Consider the following 19,088-nt stretch of genomic DNA (forward strand, 5'->3'; position numbering starts at 1 on the left):
CCGCGACTTCGGCGCGTCATGCCTGCTCCGACACGCCGGGACTGCCCAGCAGGACCAGCGCGTTGTCGATCAACCTCGTGGTGCCGACCTGGGCCGCCACCAGCAGCCGGGCCTTGCCTTCCGTCGGCGCCGGACCGAGCTCGGTGTCGCGCAGCTCCAGGTAGTCGACCGCCACCGAAGGTTCGGTGGCCAGCACTTCACCGGCGGCTTTGAGCACCGCTTCGGCACCGGCCGTCCCAGCGTGCGCACCGGCGGTCAGCGCCGCCGAAAGCGCCAACGCCGCCTGGTGCTGCTCCTCGGTGAGGTAGGCGTTGCGGGAGGACAGCGCCAGGCCCTCCGGCTCCCGGACGGTTGGGATGCCCTGGATCCGGGCGTCCAGGTTCAGCTCCCGCGCCATCCGCCGGATCAGCACCAGCTGCTGGTAGTCCTTCTCCCCGAAGAACGCCAGGTCCGGGCGCACGATGTTGAGCAGCTTCAGCACCACGGTGAGCATCCCGTCGAAGTGCCCGGGCCGGGTAGCACCCTCCAGCTGCTCGCCCAACGGTCCGGAGTGGACGGTGATCTGCGGGTCGGTGCCGTACATCGCCTCGACCGACGGCGCGAAGATCAGCTCCACCCCGGCGTCCTCGCAGGCGGCCACGTCTGCCTCGAAGGAGCGCGGATAGCGGTCGAAGTCCTCGTTCGGCCCGAACTGCAACGGGTTCACGAAGATCGACACGACCGTCACGCTGTTGATGTCCCGCCGGGCGCGGCGGATCAGCTCCAGGTGGCCGCGGTGCAGCGCGCCCATGGTCGGGACCAAGTGGATCTTTCGGCCGGTGGCCCGCAGCGCGCGGGTCACCCCGGCCAACTCGGCGGGATCGCGGTGCACGGTCAACGCGCCCCGCGTGAAACCGGGGTTGGCGGCTGCGCTCATGGCTGGTCCGCCTCTCCGCGATTCACAGTGGTGGTCGCGCCCAGCCCAATCTCCCGTTCCGCGGTTTCTTGTGGCTGGTTCGCGCCACGGTCCCCTGAGGTGCCGTTGAGGAAGACTGAGATTGACACCGGGCTACTCATGACGGCTCCTGGTCCAGGACCTCGCGGACCGCCTTGGCGCCGTCCGCGCGCAGGATGCCCGCCTGCTCGGCCCGCTGCGCGGTTCGCCGCGCCAGCTCGCGATAGCCCGGCACGGTGTCCGGATTCGCCTCGCCCAGCGCCGCGAGGTGCGCGCGCACCGTTCCGGCGTCGCCGCGCATCACCGGGCCGGTGATCGCCCGGTCGCCGAAGCGCAGCGCGTTGTCCAGCGAGGCGGACAGGATCGGCGCCATGACCCGGTCGGCGATGTCGACGCCCGCGTCGCGCAACAGCTCCGCGCACTCGTTGACCAGCGTGATCAGGTGGTTGGCGCCGTGCGTGAGCGCGGCGTGGTACAGGCGGCGGGACTCCTCCGGGACGCGCACCGGCTCCATCCCGAGCTCCAGCGCCAGCGCCTCCGCGACATGCCAGCCCGCCTCGTCCACAGTGGACGCCGTGATGGCCATGCAGGCGGTGGCGAGGCGTTCGACGTCTTCCGCGCGACCGGTGAAGGTCATGGCCGGGTGCATCGCCAGCGGCAGCACACCGATCTCGGCGGCCGGGGCGAGCACCGCCACCCCGTGCGCGCCGCAGGTGTGCACCAGGATCTGCCCGGCACGCAGCGATTCGGTGGCGACCAAGCCGCGGACCAGTCCAGCGATCGCGTCGTCCGGGATGGCCAGCAGCACCAGGTCGGCCTGCACGGCGACCTCGTCAGGCGGCAGCACGGCCACGCCGGGCAGCAGTTCGTCGGCTCGGCGCAGCGACGCCGTGGACACCGCGGAAACCGCGACGACCTGGTGTCCCGCGCGCTGCAACGCCGCACCCAGCACGGCACCGACCCGACCGGCCGAGATGACCCCGACCCGCAGTCGAGGGCCGGTGCGACCAGCAGACATCGCCACGTCGTCCTCCCCTACCGTTCCAGTCCCAACTCCCGGGTACCAGACAGCAGCGCGAGAGTAGCCCGCAAATCCGCCGATGTGCCGCCCAGGTGGCGAGAACCACGCAATCCGGTCCCCGCGTAGCCGTGCGGGTCGGCGAGGTCAGTCGCGGGAGCGTTGGATCGGGTCCCCGGACTCCGGCGGCCGCTTCGAACTCGGCGGGCGCTTGATGTTGCGCTGGGTCAGTTCGTCGAGCTTGATGCGGGCCGTTCGGATCGCCTGCTGGGTGCCCGCCGCCGAACGTCGCGCGTACTTGAGGTCCGCGATCAGCTTCTCGCGGCGGGCCCGCCGGGCCGCGCTGGTCGTCTGGCCCTGGTCGGCCCGATGCTGCAGGAACGCCAGCTCGGTGACCACGATCTGGTAGTCCCGCACCGCTTTCGCCGCCTCGTGCCCGGCACTGCGCCGCACCTTGCGCAACCAACCGCGCCGACCCGCGAGCGTGGCCAGCATCTCCATCTCGCTGCGCACGATCAACCCGGCCCGCTCCAGCACCGGCAGTTGCCGGATGACGATCCGCTGCTCCCGCTTGCGCTGCCACGCCACCAGCCAGCCGGTACCGAGGAAGATCGGCACCATGATCAGGAAGTAGACGTTCAGGAACTCCGTACCGCCGAGCAGCGTGGCCGCGTTCCACACGCCGTGCAGCACAACAGCGGCGAAGTACCCGAGCAACGGGTACAGCAGCCGCAGCTTCTTGTCGTCGGTGCGCGAGGCCAACCCGATGCCGATGCCGATCATCGAGCTGAACAGCGGATGCGAGAACGGCGCGAGCACGCCGCGCAGGATGAACACCGCCACGACACCGCCCCCGACGCCACCGAGCCCACCAGCGGCGAAGGCCTTGCCGAAGTACAGGATGTTCTCGGTGAAGGCGAACCCGGCCGCGGTCAGCGCCGCGTACACGATGCCGTCGACCAACCCGTTGAACTCCGAGCGCCGCCGGAACCAGAGCGCGACCACGAACAGCGCCTTCGCCGCCTCCTCCACCAGCGGGCCCATCACCGCCGTGACGAAGAACCGGTGATCGGTCGGGCCGAACAGGACGTCCCCGAGCCCGGTCATCGCGTCGTTGAGCAGCAGCGAGCACGCGGTAGCGCCACCGGCACCCCACAGGAACGCGCCGAGCAGCAGCATCGGCGGTTCGGGTTCCCAGCGGTCGATCCAGACGATCGCGGCGAACACCACCGCCACCGGCAGCAGCGCGGCCGCCGCCCCGACCAGCGCGGGCAGCAGGCCGACCTTCGAGGTGGTGACACCGGCCATCACCAACCCGCAGAACCCCAACACGATCAGGCCTGCGACTGGCCATCCGACGGCGTGGTGCTTGCGGGTCTGGAGCCTGCGCGCACCGGAGAGATCGGCGGCGGGCCCGCCAAGATCGGGACTCGACACGGACAAAACCCTAGAGAACGGCTCCGGCCGGTGCCCGGATAGTCACCTTCTCAGGCGCGTCGACGGCGTCGGCGTTGCGTATCGGAGACGTTGCCGTAGGCCGCGAGCAGGTCGTTCACCGAGGTGCCCTCGGCATGCGCACCGGCTGGATCCGGTTTGGGAGCAGGCGGCGCAGCGGGCGGTTCGGGCCTGGATTTGGCCTTGGGCGGCATCGGCGGCTCCGGGACGCGGCGCGGTGGCTCCGGCCGTTCGTAGTGCACCGTCTCCGGTCGGCGGGCCGGGGTTTGGTGGTGCGGGTGCGCCTGCATCGGCTGCGGCTTGGGACGTGCCCGCGGCGGCTTCGGCCGACGCTCCTCGACCCGCGGCGGCTTCGGGCGAAGCTCTTCGGGCGGCTGATCCCCGGACAGCCTGGCGATCAGCTCGGTGTTGGGCGGCGCGCCGGTGGGTGGCGGCGCGGCGGGCAGTTCCCGGCCCTGCGGATGCTGGACGATCTGCCCTTCGGCCTTGGCGCGCTCCGGCAGCGACCGGACCCGGGTGGATTCGGCGCGCAGCGCGACCCGCTCGAACAGCAGGTCGCCACCGGCCACCTGCTCCAGGCTCTCCCGCAGTCGGCGCAGCTCCGCCTGCAACGCCTTCAGCTCGGCATCGGACTCCTCGGCGACCTGCCGCCGCGCCTCAGCCGCCGCCTCCAGCTCGAACTCGCGGCGAGCGGCGATCTCCCGCTCCAATTCGAGTTCGTAGACGCGCTGCCGCTCCACGGCCAGCTGCTCACCCTCGACGACCCGGTGCCGCAACCGGGCGACCGCGAAGGCACCGATCAGCGCCGACCACAACGCGGCGACCAAACCGAGCCGGAGTAAACGCGCGTCATCGCTAAGCACCAGAACCGCCGTGGCCGCCGCGGCGAGCACCAGCGCACCGACCCACAGGGCGGTCGATCGCCCCTTGCGGGATTCGGTCTCGGTGCTGCCGCGGTCGGACATGGCCCCACGGTACCGGGCGTTTATCAGTTCGAGACCTCAAGGGAAGCGACCCGGCTCCACTTTGGTCAGCGTGGCGCAGCGCGCAGCGGCTGAACGGCCGACATGCTCGGCCGAATCGAACCGTCCGCAACACCAGCGGCACTGCTGGTGACCGCGCCGACCGCCGCAACGACCGAAAACCGCCGACAGCGCCGGTCATTCCTCGTCTTCGTACGGTTCTTCCGGCTCGTCGGGGTTGCGCAGCGAGTTCTCCAACCAGAGACCGGCGGCGATCAAAGCGGCGGCGCTGACCAACCCGACCAGCGCGGCGGCGATGTCCGACCGCGCCACGTCGACCGTGCCGAACAGCGGCAGCAGGTACGCGGTCAGACCCACCCACACCCCGGCCATGATCGCGCCCGCCATCGACGACGCCTTGGCCAGCGCCACGGCACGCGCGGCGGTCAGCGCGTCAACCGGTTCGGTGCCCGGCTTGCGCTTCACCCGCGGCCGCATGTTCACCGCCAGCGCGACGTCGACGAGCGCGATCAGCAGCAAGGTCGCCCCGGCCAGCAGCGGCAGCGGCGGCAACTCGCCGTACATCAGCCTGGTGAGCAGGAAGACCACGACCGCCGCCGCCAATCCGGCGGCGACGAGTTGGCCGGGCTTGGTGAAGGTCATGCGCTCTGCGTGTCGCGGTGCCACGGTTCCAGGATGGCACCTCGCCGCACCGCCACGATCCGCGGGCGAAAATCATCTTGAGTCTCCACCGACTGGAGGGTCCAAGGTGAACCACGTGGACGACACCGTGCGATACACGATCGGCGAGCTGGCCCGGCGAACCGGGCTGAGCGTGAAGACGATCCGCTTCTACTCCGACAGCGGAGTGGTGCCGCCCACCGACCGCACCGCAGCTGGTTACCGGCGCTACGACGTGACAGCCGTCAGCCGACTGGAACTGGTGCGCACCCTGCGGGAACTGGGTGCCGGGCTGGACGAGGTGCAGCGGGTGCTGGCCCGCGAGACCACGCTCTCGCAACTGGCGAACACGCACCTGGAGCTGCTGGAGGAGCAGATGCGCCTGCTGCAGACCCGGCGGGCGGTGCTGCGGGCGGTCGTGAAGCTCAACCGTTCGACCGAGGAGGCCCGACTCATGCACAAACTGGCGCAGATGTCCGACGAGGAACGCAACCGGCTGATCGACGAGTTCTGGGACGAGGTGAGCGCCAATCTCAACCTCCAGCCGGGATTCACCGAGTGGTTGCGGGAGGCCAAACCGAACCTGCCCGCCGACCCGTCGGCCGAGCAGTTGGAGGCCTGGATCGAGCTGGCCGAACTGGTCCAGGACCAGGGCTTCCGGCGCGCGGTTCGGGCGCTCTACCAGGAGCATTCGGACCGCCGCGACGCCGGGGAGTCGATGGCGGGGCCGAAGCCGGAGGACGCCCAGAAGTGGTGGGCGGTCACCGACGAGGCACGGCTCGCGGCGGCGTCCGGCACGTCGCCGACCAGCGCCGAAGCACGAGCACTCGCCGACCGCCTGACGGCCCTGGCGTCGGCGGAGTGGGGGCAACCCGACACCGCCGACTTCCGCCGCTCGCTGGCCGACGACTACGAAACCCGCACCGACGAACGGATATCCCGCTACTGGGAGCTACTGGCAACCATCAACAACTGGCCCCAACACCCCACCACAGCAAAAGCAACCCACTGGCTAGCCAAAGCCCTCCGAGCCTCAACCACCCCCTGACCCCAGGGTGACGGGAACGGAGTGAAGGGCACCTTCGACCGACTATGCCGGTCAAAGGTGCCCTTCACTCCTCACCTGATCGGGGTGTGGGCGCCGAGCGGGGGTGGACGTCGGCGCGTGTGGTGTCCTCAGTGGAGGGTTAGGTCGGGGCGGGGGTGGACGTCGGCGATCTCGCCCGGGGGTAGCGCTTCCAGGAGGTCGGCGATTCGGCCGTCGCCGGGGAGTTCCGCGTTCGGGTCGATCGCCAGCCAGGGGATCAGCACGGTGGCGCGGCTCGGCGTGCCGGGGTGCGGCAGCAGCAGGTCGGGGTGGTCGCTGCGAACATCGTCCACGGTGACCACGTCGACGTCCAAAGTCCTCGGCCCCCAACGCTGTTCGCGGCGCCGTTCGGCCTGCCGCTCCAACTCCTGGCCGCGCCGCAGCCAGCCCCACTCGTCGAGTTCCGGGGACGCCACGATGAGCACCGCGTTGAGGAAGTCGGGCTGGTCGGTGACGCCCCACGGCGCCGTCTCGTACACCGGGGACGCCGCGACCAGCACGTCGGCGAGGCCTTCCACGGCGAGCCGGAGGTACCCCAGCCGATCCCCGAGGTTCGACCCGAGCGAAAGCACCGCCCTGCTCATCGCACCCTCCCGATGCCGCACTCGTTGAACTCATCTCGCGCTGGTGCGGCGATTTCGCGCGAGCGGGACACCGCTCAAGCCGGGACGACGTTGCCGCGACCGCCGCGGCGTGAGCGGCGGATGGTCACCGCCACATCGGCGAAGGTCAACGGGATCGGCGCGTCCGGTTTGTGGATGGTCACCTCGGCGGCGTGCACCCGCGCATCGGTCATGATGCCGTCGGCGATCTCGCCCGCCACCGTCTCGATCAGGTCCCGCGACGGCCCGGCGACGATCGCCGCCGCCCGCTCGGCCAGCTCGCCGTAGTGCAGCGTCTGCTTCAGGTCGTCGTTCGCGGCGGCCTCGGCCAGGTCGAGCCACACCGTGATGTCGACCAAGAAGTCCTGCCCGTCGCGCTTCTCGTGCTCGAAGACGCCGTGGTTGCCGCGAACTCGCAGGCCGGTCAACGTGATCCGGTCAGCCACCGGACTCCCCTCCGCTGCGCCACGCGGCGGCCACCGCGACCGCGTCCAACGACTGCCGCACGTCGTGCACCCGCACGCCCCACACGCCGCGCTCCGCGGCCAGCGCCGACACCACGGCGGTCGCCGTCTCCCGCCCGTCGGGCGGTCGCGGCTTGTCGTCGGCGTCGGCCAGCAACCGGCCGAGGAACCGCTTGCGCGAAGCACCCACCAGCACCGGGAAACCCAGCTCGACGAAGGTGTCCAGCCGCCGCAACAACTGCCAGTCGTGCGTACCGGTCTTGGCGAACCCGAGCCCGGGATCCAGCACGATGGCGTCCTCGGCCACCCCAGCGGTGGTCGCGACATCGACCTGCCGCAGCAGTTCCTCGCGCACCTCGGCGACGACGTCCTGGTACACCGCGAGGCTGGTCATGTCCTTGCTGTGCCCGCGCCAGTGCATCAAAATCCACGGCAGGCCGGTGTCCGCCGCCACGTGCACCATGTCCGGATCGGCCAGCCCACCGGAAACGTCGTTGATCACGGTCGCACCGACCTCGGCGGTCGCGGCCGCGACCTTGGCCCGAGTGGTGTCCACGCTCACCGGAACTCCGGCCGCCACCAGCTCGCGCACCACCGGCAGCACCCGGTCGATCTCCGTGGCGGGGTCGACCCGCTCCGAACCCGGCCGGGTCGACTCGCCGCCGACGTCGATGATGTCCGCGCCCAGCCGATGCATCTCGACACCGTGCGCCACCGCCGCCGCGCGGTCCAGGTAACGCCCGCCATCGGAGAACGAATCCGGCGTCACGTTGAGCACGCCCATCACCGCGCAGCGCGGCGGGTGCGGCAGCCGGGGGTGCATCAGCGCCCCCTGATCAGCGACAACGCCTCGGATCGCGACGACGCCGAGGTGCGGAAGATGCCGCGAACCGCCGATGTGGTGGTCGTCGAACCGGCCTTGCGAACCCCGCGCATCCCCATGCAGAGGTGCTCGGCATCGATCACCACGATCACGCCGCGCGGCTCCAACCGCCGAACCAGGGCATCGGCGATCTGCGAAGTCAACCGTTCCTGCACCTGCGGACGCTTGGCGTAGAGGTCAACCAACCTGGCCAATTTCGACAGTCCAGTCACTCGCCCCTGAGCGTTGGGAATATATCCAACGTGAGCAAATCCATGAAATGGCAAAAGATGATGTTCACAGTTATGTGTTAGATGTCCATTAATTAGAAATGTCGGATGCGGATCACATTTATAGCTATAAACCGTATAAGGTTTTGCGCCGGTTGCTTCCAGGTGCCGAACCGACTCGACCTTAACCCACTGCGACTCGATCAGGTCGGTTCGGTGCGATTCCTGCGCGAATCCGTGGCGAAGAATCCAGTCATCTGAAACGTACAAATGCGAAGTCTGCGTCCGACTTGGGGTGAACCTCGCGGAGATCACCTGCGCCAGATCATCGAGGAACGCCACGTTGCGCCCCGTGATCACCCGGTAGCGGCGGCTACCGACTCGGCACCCGTCGCCGTCCACACAGCCATCGAGGAAGCCCCTGAACGTGATCTCGTTCGACATCACCACGCGAGGGAACTTCTGGCGCTGGTGATTAGCGTCGTCGCCGACGTACTGACGGATAAGATCGGCCAGGTACGACGAGACGACCCGCACCCTGTGCCCTGGAACCGGACGATTCAAATACCCTGACGGGCGCTCAACATCCTCGACATTCGCAACAACACCAAATGCGTGCTCCAGAGAATACGCGAATTGCTTCGCGAAGTCGCGATCGTTCACCACCAATGACACGTATCGGTCGCCGACGGTGCCGTCCGAGCACAAAGCGCCCAACGCATAACCGAAGTCGTAACCGATCCGCGGCTGCCAGCGCTGGCGGCACAGTTTCCTCGGCGGAGTCCACTCGATGTAAGTACCCGCCACGTCCTTGGCTTCCTGCCATCCCTGCGGCGTTGCCAGTGGATGGTCCGCAGTGACCTGGAATCGGCCCTTCTCCGTGACGACCTCGACGAGCTCGCGCTCCTTGCGGGAACTGACCTCGACGACCTCGGTCTGCTCGACCTTGCCGTCGACGAGGGTCCAGAAACGATCCCCGATCCGGACATCCCGAGCAGGCTTCGCCCCATCAACCAGGTTGACGGTCTGCTTGCTCGGAACGCACTGGGAATACATCGGGATGTCTCGGACCAGGACGAGTTCGTCGTGGGCTTCGTCGAAGGTCTTGTCCAGGACCTCGTCCGGGTTCGTGTAGAGCCCCGCGAACAGTTCGTGGTAGGCGCGGGCGACGCGCGCCGGGGTGTCCCGCAGACCTTCCCGGTCCGGGTCTTCGCCCGCGGCGAGCAGCAGTTCTCGGATCGCCGCTTCAGCGCGGGCGTGATCGAACGTGGGCATGTGAAAAGAGCCGTCGAAGCGGGAGTCGCCTCCCGCCCCGAGCGGCTCGTCGACCGTACTGGTCAATTTGTCGTTCCTCCACCGGCTGTGGCGCCCGAGGACGCCGAGTGCACCGGAGTTCAGCGGCTGTTATTGCCGCTGCCGTTGTCCTGGGCCGACGAGTCCGGCCCCGCCTCGGGGCTGGGCCGCGGTGCATCCTCGACCTTAGACTCGCCCTGCTCCGGTGCCGCTGGCTGCTGGCCGCGTTCCCAGGACGGCGTCCAGTTGTACTGGCCGCCTCCGCCAGGGTAGTTCGAGCCGGACGGCGTGGTCGCCGGGGTCCACCCGGGCGGCGCCCCGTAGTTCGGCGGCACCGCCTGCGGCGCCTGGCCGGATTGCTGCTGCGGCTGCCCCTGGGACGGGTTCTGGAACTGCACCGTGCCCTGGTGCGCACCGGCTCCCGCCGGGGTGGGCGCCTGCTGCCCGTGCTGCGCCGGACCGCCGTTCTGGTTGCCCGCGGCGACCGGGGAAGGCGCCGGAGTCGGCTCCTCCGTGACCGGCGGCCACGGCTCACCGCGTTCCTTGGCCAGCTCGCCCGGGGTCTTGATCGGCGGTTTGTTCGACGGGGTCCGACCGGCGAAGTCGTTGAACGCGGTGATCCTGGGCCGTTTCTGCACGTGGGAGAAGATCCGCTCCAGGTCCCTGCGGTTCAGCGTCTCCTTGTCGATGAGCTCCAGCACGAGGTCGTCGAGCACGTCGCGGTAGGTGTTGAGCACCTCCCACGCCTCGGTGTGCGCGGCCTCGATCAGCCGACGCACCTCCTCGTCGATCTCGTGCGCGACCTCCAGCGAGTAGTTCGCCTGCTGTCCGGCGGTGCGGCCGAGGAAGGGGTCGCCCTCTTCCTTGCCGTACTTCACCGCGCCCAGCCGGGCGGTCATGCCGTACTCGGTGACCATCGCGCGGGCGATCTTGGTGGCCTGCTCGATGTCGCTGGACGCGCCGGTGGTCGGCTCGTGGAAGACGAGTTCCTCGGCGGAGCGGCCTCCCAGCGCGAACACCAGGCGGGCGATCATCTCCGAGCGGGTCATCATGTCCTTGTCGTCCTCGGGGACGACGAGGGCGTGCCCGCCGGTGCGACCGCGCGGCAGGATCGTCAGCTTGTACACCGGTTCCAGGTCGGGCATCGCCCAGGCGGCCAGCGCGTGCCCGCCTTCGTGGTAGGCGGTGATCTTCTTGTCCCGCTCAGAAATGATCTTGCTCTTCCGGCGCGGGCCGCCGATCACCCGGTCGACCGCTTCCTCCAGCGCGGCGGCGGTGATCAGCTGACCACCCTCGCGCGCGGTGAGCAGCGCGGCCTCGTTCACCACGTTCTCCAGGTCGGCGCCGGAGAACCCGACGGTGCGCTTGGCGAGGCTGTCCAGGTCGGCGTCCTGCCCCAGCGGTTTGCCCTTGGAGTGCACGTTCAGGATCGCCCGGCGACCGCGCATGTCCGGGGCCGAGACCGGGATCTGCCGGTCGAACCGGCCGGGGCGCAGCAGCGCCGGGTCCAGGATGTCCGGGCGGTTCGTCGCTGCGATCAGGATGATCCCGCCGCGCGAGTCGAAGCCGTCCATCTCAACCAGCAGCTGGTTGAGGGTCTGCTCCCGCTCGTCGTGCCCACCGCCGAGGCCCGCGCCGCGCTGGCGGCCGACCGCGTCGATCTCGTCGACGAAGATGATGCAGGGCGCGTTCTGCTTGGCCTGTTCGAACAGGTCGCGGACGCGGGAGGCACCGACACCGACGAACATCTCGACGAAGTCGGAACCGGAGATCGAGTAGAACGGCACCCCGGCCTCACCAGCGACGGCGCGCGCCAGCAGCGTTTTACCGGTACCGGGCGGGCCGTAGAGCAGCACGCCCTTCGGGATCTTGGCGCCCAGCGCCTGGTATCGGCCGGGGTTCTGCAGGAAGTCCTTGATCTCGTGCAGTTCTTCGACTGCCTCGTCTGCACCGGCGACGTCGGTGAACAACGTCTTGGGCATGTCCTTGGTGAGCTGCTTGGCCTTGGACTTGCCGAAGTTCAGGACGCGGTTCCCGCCGCCCTGGACGTTGTTCATCATCCACATCAGCAGCAGCACCAGCAGGCCGATCGGGACCAGGTAGAACAGCATCTGCACCCAGAACGAGTCCTGGGTGACCTTGGTGTTCCAGTTCGGCACGTGCGCGTTGCGGATCTCGTTGACCACCTGGTCGGTGGCACCAGCGGGATACTGCGCGATCAGCTGGTTGCTGCCTTGGAAGTTCTGGCCGTCATTCAGGGTCAGCCGAACCCGCTGCTCCTTGTCCTCGATGGTCGCTTCCTTGACCTTGCCCTGGGCGATCTGTTCCAGAGCCTGCGAGGTCGAGACTTCACGGTAGGCGCGAGTCTCGTCGAAGAGCACGCTGAACGCGTAGATCAGCAGAAACGCTGTCAGGATCCACAGCAGCGGGTTGCGGAGCAGGCGCTTTCGGTCCATTCACTTGCGGCCGACGGTCGGCCTCGACCCTCCCTGACTGTCACTTCGGGCGACGGCTGTTCGGTAGACACACTTAGTCATCGCCGTCAACCCCTTCAGACCAGCGTACCGGCCGATGCGAGGGCACGACCATGCCGAGCTCGACGCAGGACGTCAACCCTACTCGGCCGACCCGCCCGCCCGGAGCGGGAGGCCCGAATCGGACACCCCGCCCGACCACCGGCAGGCTCAGACGCCGGACGTGTAGACCTTCGGATCCAGTGTGCCGATGTAAGGGAGATCACGGTACCGCTCGGCGTAGTCCAAGCCGTAGCCGACGACGAACTCGTTCGGGATGTCGAAGCCCACGTACTTCACCGGGACGTCGACCTGCACCGCGTCCGGTTTGCGCAGCAGCGTGCACACCTCCAGCGACGCCGGGTTGCGCGAGCTCAGGTTCTTCAGCAGCCAGGACAGCGTCAGCCCGGAGTCGATGATGTCCTCGACGATCAGCACGTGCCGGTTGGCGATGTCGCGGTCGAGGTCCTTGAGGATGCGCACCACGCCGGAGGACGAGGTGGACGAGCCGTACGAGCTGACCGCCATGAACTCCAGCTGGGCCGGCTGGGGCAGCGCCCGCGCGAAGTCGGTCATGAACATCACCGCGCCCTTGAGCACGCCGACCAGCAGCAGGTCACCACCGGTTTGCTGGTAGTCCTCGTCGACCTGCTTGGCCAGCTCGGTGACCTTGTCGTTGATCTGCTGCTCGGTGATGAGCACGGCAGCAATGTCGCCGTCGTACACGGCCCGGCTTCCCCTCTTCCGAATCGACGGAAACCGCGGTTCTCCGGTACCGGAATCCCGCCACCCGAGCCGAAACGCCTCGGGTCCCGTCAGCCGTTCGGCGGCTTGCGACCCGCCGCTTCCACCAGAAGCGTGCCATGCGCCCGGCGCAGTACAAAGTCACCGGGCAAGGCCGGACCACCTTGACCGCGCCAGTCGGACACCAACGCATCCGCCGCGCGCAGGTGGGCATCGGTGATCTCGGGGATGCCGCGCGCCAGCAGCCAGGTTCTCAAGATCCGGCGACGCAGCGCGGCCGGAACTTCCCGCAACGCCACGGCATCGAGCACTCCATCGGCCTCGACGCGACCGCGCGCTTCGGCGGCCAGGACGTCGAGCGCGTCGGCGTCCTCCCGCAGCTGCCGCGCGGTTCGGGCGAGCGCTTCCCGCACCCCGCCCTGCAGGACTTCTTCCAGCAGGGGAAGGACTTCTGTGCGCAACCGCACACGGGTGAAGCGCGGATCCGAATTGTGCGGGTCCTGCCAGGGCCGCAGGCCGAGCGCCGCGCAGGCGGCCTCCGTCGTCGCGCGGCTGATGCTCAGGAACGGCCGCGCCCACGGCGGGTCCAGCGGCCGCATCCCGGCGATCGACCGGGCGCCCGAACCGCGCCCGAGCCCGAGCAGCACCGTTTCGGCCTGGTCATCGAGGGTGTGGCCGAGCAGCACGAGGGAGTCGGGCGGTCGATGCTTCGCCAGCGCCGCGTAGCGGGCGCGGCGGGCCGCCGCTTCGACCCCGCCCGGACCGCCGACCTCGACCTTGATCACCTGGGCCGCGCAACCCAGCGCGGCGAGCTGGTCAGCGGCGCGGGCGGCGACTTCGGCGGAGCCGACCTGGAGCCCGTGATCAATGACGAGACCGTGCACCGCGACGCCGTCGTGGCGGGCGACGTGCGAGGCGGCGGCGGCCAGCGCCAGCGAGTCCGCACCGCCGGAGCACGCGACGGCCAGCGCAGCGCCCCGGAACGGCGCCGCCTCGGCGGAACCGAGCAGGCGCCGGACGGCGGAGCGGACGGCGCTGACGGCGGGAGCGGGCGGCACGCCCGCATTCTCCCGCGTCAGCTCCTGGCGAAGCACGAACGTCGACGAAGTCGGTCTCGTTGGCGTGCAGGCCCTGGCGGGTCAGCCGTGGACTCGGCGGATCCAGGCTGCCGGGTCGCTGATCTCGGCCCGGGTCGGCAGGTGTTCCGGGGATGTCCAGACGGCGTTGAAGTCGGCCATCCCGACGGCGCCCACCACGTGCCGGGTGAAGGCCGCGCCCTGGGCGTACTGGCGGATCTTCGCGTCGACGCCGAGCAGGCTCCGCAGGATTCGGTCGAGCAGGCCGCCGCCCTTGCGCCGGTCGGTGAACCGCTGCCGGATGGTGGCCACGCTGGGCACCACTCGCGGGCCAACCGCGTCCATCACGTGATCGGCGTGCCCTTCCAGCAGCGTGGAGATCGCGATGATCCGGTCGAGCGCGGCGCGCTGCGCGGGCGTCTGCAGCAGTTCGATCACGCCGAGCATGCCGGGGCTGGAGTCCTTGCTGGAACGCGCGGACCGGGCCTCCCGCAGCACCGCGGGCAACCGGCTCAGCAGCTCGCCGGTGGTGCCCTCCATCTCGGCCAGCAGGGTGCCCAGGCTGGCCGCGAAGTGCTCCCGCAGCCACGGCACCGCGTTGAACTGCAACCGGTGCGTCGACTCGTGCAGGCACACCCACATCCGGAAGTCGTCGCCCGGCACCCCGAGGGAGCGCTGCGCCGCGACGATGTTCGGCGCCACCAGCAGCAGTCGGCCGCGCTGCCCGGCGACCCGGGATTCGCCGTACGGGTCGAACTGGCCGAGCACCTTGCCGCCGAGGTAGGCCAGCACCACCCCGGCCTGCACCCCGGCGCCGCGCGCGCCGAGGCCGCCGAAGATGTCGCTGCCCTGCAGGGCTTTGGAGTCCGCTGTGGACAGTGCGGCTTCGGTCAGTTCCGCGAGGCCGTCGGCCGCGCCGCGGACCCAGGCGGGCCGGTCCACGACGTCGCCTTCCGAGATCGGCAACTCCCGGCCGAGGCCGGTGAGCTCGCGGACGTGGGTTTCGGCTTCGACGCTGAACTGCCGCAGCGAGCGCACCGCTTGCTCGGCTTCCGCCCGGGGCACCTCCGGTCCCGGTTTCATCAACCGGACCGCGGTGGCAACGGCGACGTTCCAGTCCAGCGCCCGATGCTCCCCGGCGGCGCCCCGCTCTGGGGACGACGGCAGGGTGGAGGGTCGGGCGTTCACACGACCGACCGTACCCGCTAGTCACCTGCGCAGGTACCTCACTTTCGAGCGGTCAAACAAGCTTCCGCGATGCGGAACCCACCGCCAGTTTCCCGTTCGAGTGAGAGGTGAAGGGCACCTTTCGCCAGGTTAGTTGGTGAAAGGTGCCCTTCACTCGCTTCGTTGCGGTTCAGCGGCAGCCGCAGGCGCGGAGGGCATTGGCGACCTCGTCCAGGGCCGGGCGGGCCACCGCCGGGCTCGTCCCGTTGGACATCAGCGCGAACACCAGCATCCGGCCGCCTTCCGTCACCACCGTTCCGGCCAGGCTGTTGACGCCGTCCAGGGTGCCGGTCTTCGCCCGCACCCAGCCCCGGCCGTCGCTCCCGCCGTAGCGATCGCTCAGGCTGCCGTTGCCACCGGCGACCGGCAGTCCAGGCAGCAGCGCCCGCAGCTGCGCCGACTGCGGTGCCAGCCCGCCATCCGGGCCTGCCGGGGCGGTCGCCGAGCCCAGCAGCGCGGCAAGCAGCTTGGGCGTGGTCCGGTCTTCCAGCGACAACCCGCTGCCGTCGGCCATGGTCGTCCCGGTGACGTCGAAGCCGTGCCGCGCCAGCACGTCGCGCACCGCCTTGGCCGAGCCCGCGAACGACGGTTCGTTGCCGGTGGCGATGGCCACCTCGCGCGCCAGCGCCTCCGCGAGCATGTTGTCCGAGTGCTGCATCGCGATGTCGACCATCTCCCGCACCGTCGGTGACTCGACCTGGCCGAGTACCTGCGCGTTCGGCGGCGCCGCACCGTTGGACACCTGGGTCGCGCCGAGCCCGGTGGCGAGCCGCTGCGCGGCCTGCAACGCCGGGGTCGAGGTCCGCGGGCTGTAGTCCACGGTTGGGTCGGCCCGGCCGCCGTCGAGCATCACCGGTTCCATCGGCGCCATCATCCCGCCCGCCACGTCCTGCGGCAGCCAGCCCGGCGCGAGGCCCGGTCCGGTGTACCGGCTGGTGTCCACCAGCACCGACGTCACGTTGCCACCAGCGGCGGCCCGCACCTGGGCGACCAGGTCGTCGAACCGGGCGGCCCCCGGGTAGACCGATTCCTCGCCAGTGGGAAGCGTGGACAGCGTGAGGTCGCCACCGCCGACCAGCACCACGCTGCCTGGTTGGCTGCCACGTACCACCTTGGTGGTGAGCCGCTGGTCGTGGTCGAGGACGAGCAGCGCCGCGCTCATGGCGAGCAACTTGCCGGTGGACGCCGGGACCAGCGTCTGGCCCGCGTTCTGCTGCCACAGCACCTGACCTGTTCGGGCGTCCAGCACCGCACCCGCGAAGGTGCCCAGGCCCGGGTTGCCGAGCGGCCCGGAGAGCGCCGCGTTGAGGCCCGCCTGCGTGGGCAGCGGCGCGTTCTGGTTGAGCGGCTTGATGGTCGGGTTGAGCTGCACGGGCTCGGGCGGTGCCGCGATCTGGGCCTGCTGCAGGGCTTCGACCAGCTTCGGGCCGAAGGCGATGCCGACCCCGAGCAGCAGGACGACCACCGCGGCCACTGCGATGAGCGTCCGGCGCCGCCGGGGCGCTTCGGTCTTCGGCCGGTCCTCGGTTTCCGGTGCCGGTGGCGTCGGCGCGAAGTCGGGCGCGATCCGCTGCGGCTGCGCGCGCGGCGCGGTCAGGCCCGCGAAATCCGCAGGTGATGCGGGTTGTGGCGCGGCCAGCCCCGCGAAGTCCCGCGGTGCTGCGGGGTGCGGTGCGGCCAGCCCGGCGAAGTCCTGCGGCGCTGCGGGTTGTGGCGGGATGCGCTGTGGCGTCGCCCGAGGCGGCGCCAGGCCCGCGAAGTCCGCGGGCGAGGCCGTCGGAACCGGTGGTGCCAGACCTGCCGGAGCCTGCGGTGGCCTCCTCGCGGGCTTGACGTGCGGGGCGGTGAGACCGGCGAAATCCGCGGCGGATGCGGCGCGCGGTGGCGGGCCGTCGAAGTTCGGTCGGGCGAACTGCTGGGTCTGCTCGGCGGGCTCGACCGGCGGCGCGGCCCGCACCTGCTGCGGCGCGGGGCCGGGAGCGGGGTCGGCGCGCAGCCCGGCCAGATCCTTGAGTTCGATCCGGGTGGTCTTCTCCACCTCGGATTCTTCCGGCGCCTTGGCGGGTCCGGCCTGCGGTGCGGCGGCGATCCGCGGGATCTGCTGCGTCTGCTCGGCGGCGCTGGGTGGCGGTACGGCGTCCCTGATCGGCGCGAACTGCTGCGTCTGCTCGGCCGCCGACGGCGGCGGCTCGACGACGACGCGCTCCTGCTCGTCGGTCGGCCGGTCGTCCCGCTCCGGCACCCGGCCAGCGGCGGGCGCGACGTCGGCCACCGGTTCCGCTGCGACATCTCCAGCGACCGTCGCGGATCCCGCAACCACCTGCTCCGCGGCGACTTCTCCCGCCGCAGTCGCGGATCGGGCGTCTTCAGCCGACTGCCCTTCAGCGCTGTCTTCCGCAGCGGTCGCGGAGTCGACAGACACCGTTTCGGCGGCGACATCTCCCGCCGCCACGGGCCTGGCGCCTTCAGCCGACTGTCCTTCGGCGACACCTCCCGGAGCGGTCGCGGACCCAGCAGACCCCTGCTCGGCGGCGACCTCTTCCGCGGCCGTCGCAGGCTGGGCACCTTCAGCCGACTGTTCTGCGACAACCTCTTCCGCAGCGGTCGCGCCCCCGGCGACCTCAGCCGCCTGCTCTGCGGCGATGTCCTCCGCGGCGGCTGGCTCGGTGGTGGTGTCCGACTCGGTGCCAGCCGTGGTCTCGGGCTGGGCCGTGGCATCCGCTGCGGACTCGTCGGTAGTCGCCTCGACCGCGACTTCGTCCGCAGGCTCGGTGTCAGCGCCGCCGACCGGCTGGGCTTCCGCCGCGCCAGCACCGGTTTCCGCCGGGTCGGCTTCGGCTTCGGACTCGGCGCCGGTGTCGGGCTCGGGGTCAGGGCCGCTTACCGCCTCGGCCCGAGCATCCTCGCCATCGACCGCCTCGGTCTGAGCATCCTCGCCCGCGCCATCGACCGTGTCGACCTGGGCTTCCGCACCGGGGCTGCCTGCCGTCTCGGGCGCGGGTTCCGTGCCAGCATCGGCTGCCGCCGCTTCTTCTTCCGCACCGGCCTCGGCTGCGACTTCTGCCTCGGACCCGCTGGCTTTCGCTGCGGACTCGGTGTCACCAGCCGACTCGACCGCCGCGTCCGCTTCGGGCTCGGCGGCCTCCTCCACTGGGTCGCCGCTCGCACCGGCATCGGTCGAATGCTCGTCCGCGTCCTCGGCGCCCGGCGACGGGTCGTCAACTTCATCCGCCGCAGGTGCGGTCTCGGCAGGCTCGTCGTCGAGGCTCCCGGCGACCCGCTTCGTCGCGGTTCCCGCCGCGCCCGGCGAAGATGCGGCAGCGACGATCGGCGTGGTCCGCCGCACGGCGGGCGCACTCGACTGCTCCACCTCAACGGTGCCGCTGACCTGTGATGATGCACTGACCGAACGCCCGGCTTCGCGCGCCTGGTCGCCATCGTCGGCGCCGAGATCACCTGCGACCCGCTTCGTCGCGGTGACCGCTGGCTCGGCCACCGACGCGTCCGGAGGAACCGCGTCGCCGCTATCGGCGACATCGGCCTCTTCCTCGGATTCCTGGGCAGCATCGGACTTCTCCGCGTCGCCGGGCTGCGCCGAATCATCGGGCGCCGCAGCGTCGGTCGAGGTCACGTCCTCGACAGGCGGGTCAGGGGCGGTCGTGGGTGGGGTGGTCTCCGACGCCGCTGCGGCAGGGTTTTCCGCAGGCCAGTCCGGTGGCGTGCCGTCCGGGGACGACGCATCGGTTCGGGTCGGGCTCTCATCATCCGGCGCTGACGCCCGGACCTCGGTTTCGGACACCTCACCCCCGCTGTTCTGGGGTTCGGGCACGTGCTCCTCCTCGACGGATGGCCAGACTGCCAGATTGCGACGTCCCGCACTGCGGTGGGGCCTGGAGACACACCGTGGTCCACACTAGACGTGGTCGCGCGCGCGAGCGGG

15 protein-coding genes and 1 pseudogene are annotated in these 19,088 nt (G+C 70.3%); 1 reads left to right on the forward strand and 15 read right to left on the reverse strand.

Going from position 1 to position 19,088, the window contains the following annotated elements; translation table 11 throughout:
- Positions 1-16 precede the first annotated feature (16 nt).
- From panC to ACTWQN_RS36940, 5 genes are all read right to left on the reverse strand, one after another.
- Positions 17-916 carry a pantoate--beta-alanine ligase gene (panC, locus tag ACTWQN_RS36920; RefSeq protein WP_443208322.1) on the reverse strand — a complete coding sequence of 300 codons (900 nt, stop codon included), beginning with the start codon at positions 914-916 and terminating at the stop codon, positions 17-19.
- Between the two features lie 136 nt (positions 917-1,052).
- Positions 1,053-1,952: a Rossmann-like and DUF2520 domain-containing protein gene (locus ACTWQN_RS36925; RefSeq protein WP_443208348.1), complete on the reverse strand. Its 900-nt coding sequence runs from the start codon at positions 1,950-1,952 to the stop codon at positions 1,053-1,055.
- 147 nt (positions 1,953-2,099) lie between these two features.
- Complete coding sequence (locus ACTWQN_RS36930; RefSeq protein WP_443208323.1) at positions 2,100-3,389, reverse strand: PrsW family intramembrane metalloprotease; 1,290 nt, start codon at positions 3,387-3,389, stop codon at positions 2,100-2,102.
- 50 nt (positions 3,390-3,439) lie between these two features.
- Complete coding sequence (locus ACTWQN_RS36935) at positions 3,440-4,372, reverse strand: DUF6779 domain-containing protein (RefSeq protein ID WP_443208324.1); 933 nt, start codon at positions 4,370-4,372, stop codon at positions 3,440-3,442.
- A gap of 195 nt (positions 4,373-4,567) precedes the next feature.
- Entirely contained in the window at positions 4,568-5,032 is a 465-nt protein-coding gene (locus ACTWQN_RS36940; RefSeq protein WP_443208325.1) for a DUF3180 domain-containing protein, read from the reverse strand.
- A 115-nt stretch (positions 5,033-5,147) separates the two neighbouring features.
- Here ACTWQN_RS36940 and ACTWQN_RS36945 point away from each other — a divergent pair, with 115 nt between their 5' ends.
- Positions 5,148-6,098, forward strand: coding sequence for a MerR family transcriptional regulator (locus tag ACTWQN_RS36945; RefSeq protein WP_443208326.1), 951 nt, complete (start codon positions 5,148-5,150; stop codon positions 6,096-6,098).
- 128 nt (positions 6,099-6,226) lie between these two features.
- On the opposite strand, the gene folK is transcribed toward ACTWQN_RS36945, so the two are convergent.
- The 10 genes and pseudogenes from folK to dacB all read right to left on the reverse strand — a co-directional run bounded on the left by folK (position 6,227) and on the right by dacB (position 18,977).
- Entirely contained in the window at positions 6,227-6,721 is a 495-nt protein-coding gene (folK, locus tag ACTWQN_RS36950; protein WP_443208327.1) for a 2-amino-4-hydroxy-6-hydroxymethyldihydropteridine diphosphokinase, read from the reverse strand.
- 74 nt (positions 6,722-6,795) lie between these two features.
- Entirely contained in the window at positions 6,796-7,185 is a 390-nt protein-coding gene (folB, locus tag ACTWQN_RS36955; RefSeq protein ID WP_443208328.1) for a dihydroneopterin aldolase, read from the reverse strand.
- Positions 7,178-8,026: a dihydropteroate synthase gene (gene folP, locus ACTWQN_RS36960; protein WP_443208329.1), complete on the reverse strand. Its 849-nt coding sequence runs from the start codon at positions 8,024-8,026 to the stop codon at positions 7,178-7,180. The genes folB and folP overlap by 8 nt, the downstream gene beginning before the upstream one ends.
- Complete coding sequence (folE, locus tag ACTWQN_RS36965) at positions 8,026-8,565, reverse strand: GTP cyclohydrolase I (protein ID WP_443208349.1); 540 nt, start codon at positions 8,563-8,565, stop codon at positions 8,026-8,028. The genes folP and folE overlap by 1 nt, the downstream gene beginning before the upstream one ends.
- A gap of 771 nt (positions 8,566-9,336) precedes the next feature.
- Positions 9,337-9,570: pseudogene (locus ACTWQN_RS36970) on the reverse strand (GTP cyclohydrolase I); the annotation flags it as partial.
- Positions 9,571-9,689: 119 nt separating this feature from the next.
- Complete coding sequence (gene ftsH / locus ACTWQN_RS36975; RefSeq protein ID WP_443208330.1) at positions 9,690-12,044, reverse strand: ATP-dependent zinc metalloprotease FtsH; 2,355 nt, start codon at positions 12,042-12,044, stop codon at positions 9,690-9,692.
- Positions 12,045-12,272: 228 nt separating this feature from the next.
- A complete protein-coding gene (hpt, locus tag ACTWQN_RS36980) occupies positions 12,273-12,827 on the reverse strand; it encodes a hypoxanthine phosphoribosyltransferase (RefSeq protein WP_242190998.1) in 555 nt (184 codons plus the stop codon).
- 89 nt (positions 12,828-12,916) lie between these two features.
- Positions 12,917-13,903, reverse strand: a complete 987-nt coding sequence (tilS, locus tag ACTWQN_RS36985) for a tRNA lysidine(34) synthetase TilS (RefSeq protein WP_443208331.1) — start codon at positions 13,901-13,903, stop codon at positions 12,917-12,919.
- Positions 13,904-13,984: 81 nt separating this feature from the next.
- On the reverse strand, positions 13,985-15,109 hold the full coding sequence (locus ACTWQN_RS36990; protein ID WP_443208332.1) for an Rv3626c family coenzyme F420 biosynthesis-associated protein: 1,125 nt from the start codon (positions 15,107-15,109) through the stop codon (positions 13,985-13,987).
- Between the two features lie 169 nt (positions 15,110-15,278).
- Positions 15,279-18,977, reverse strand: a complete 3,699-nt coding sequence (dacB, locus tag ACTWQN_RS36995) for a D-alanyl-D-alanine carboxypeptidase/D-alanyl-D-alanine endopeptidase (protein WP_443208333.1) — start codon at positions 18,975-18,977, stop codon at positions 15,279-15,281.
- Positions 18,978-19,088: the final 111 nt, after the last annotated feature.

It is taken from the genome of Saccharopolyspora antiqui (genome assembly GCF_052246905.1).
Taxonomy (GTDB): Bacteria; Actinomycetota; Actinomycetes; order Mycobacteriales; family Pseudonocardiaceae; genus Saccharopolyspora.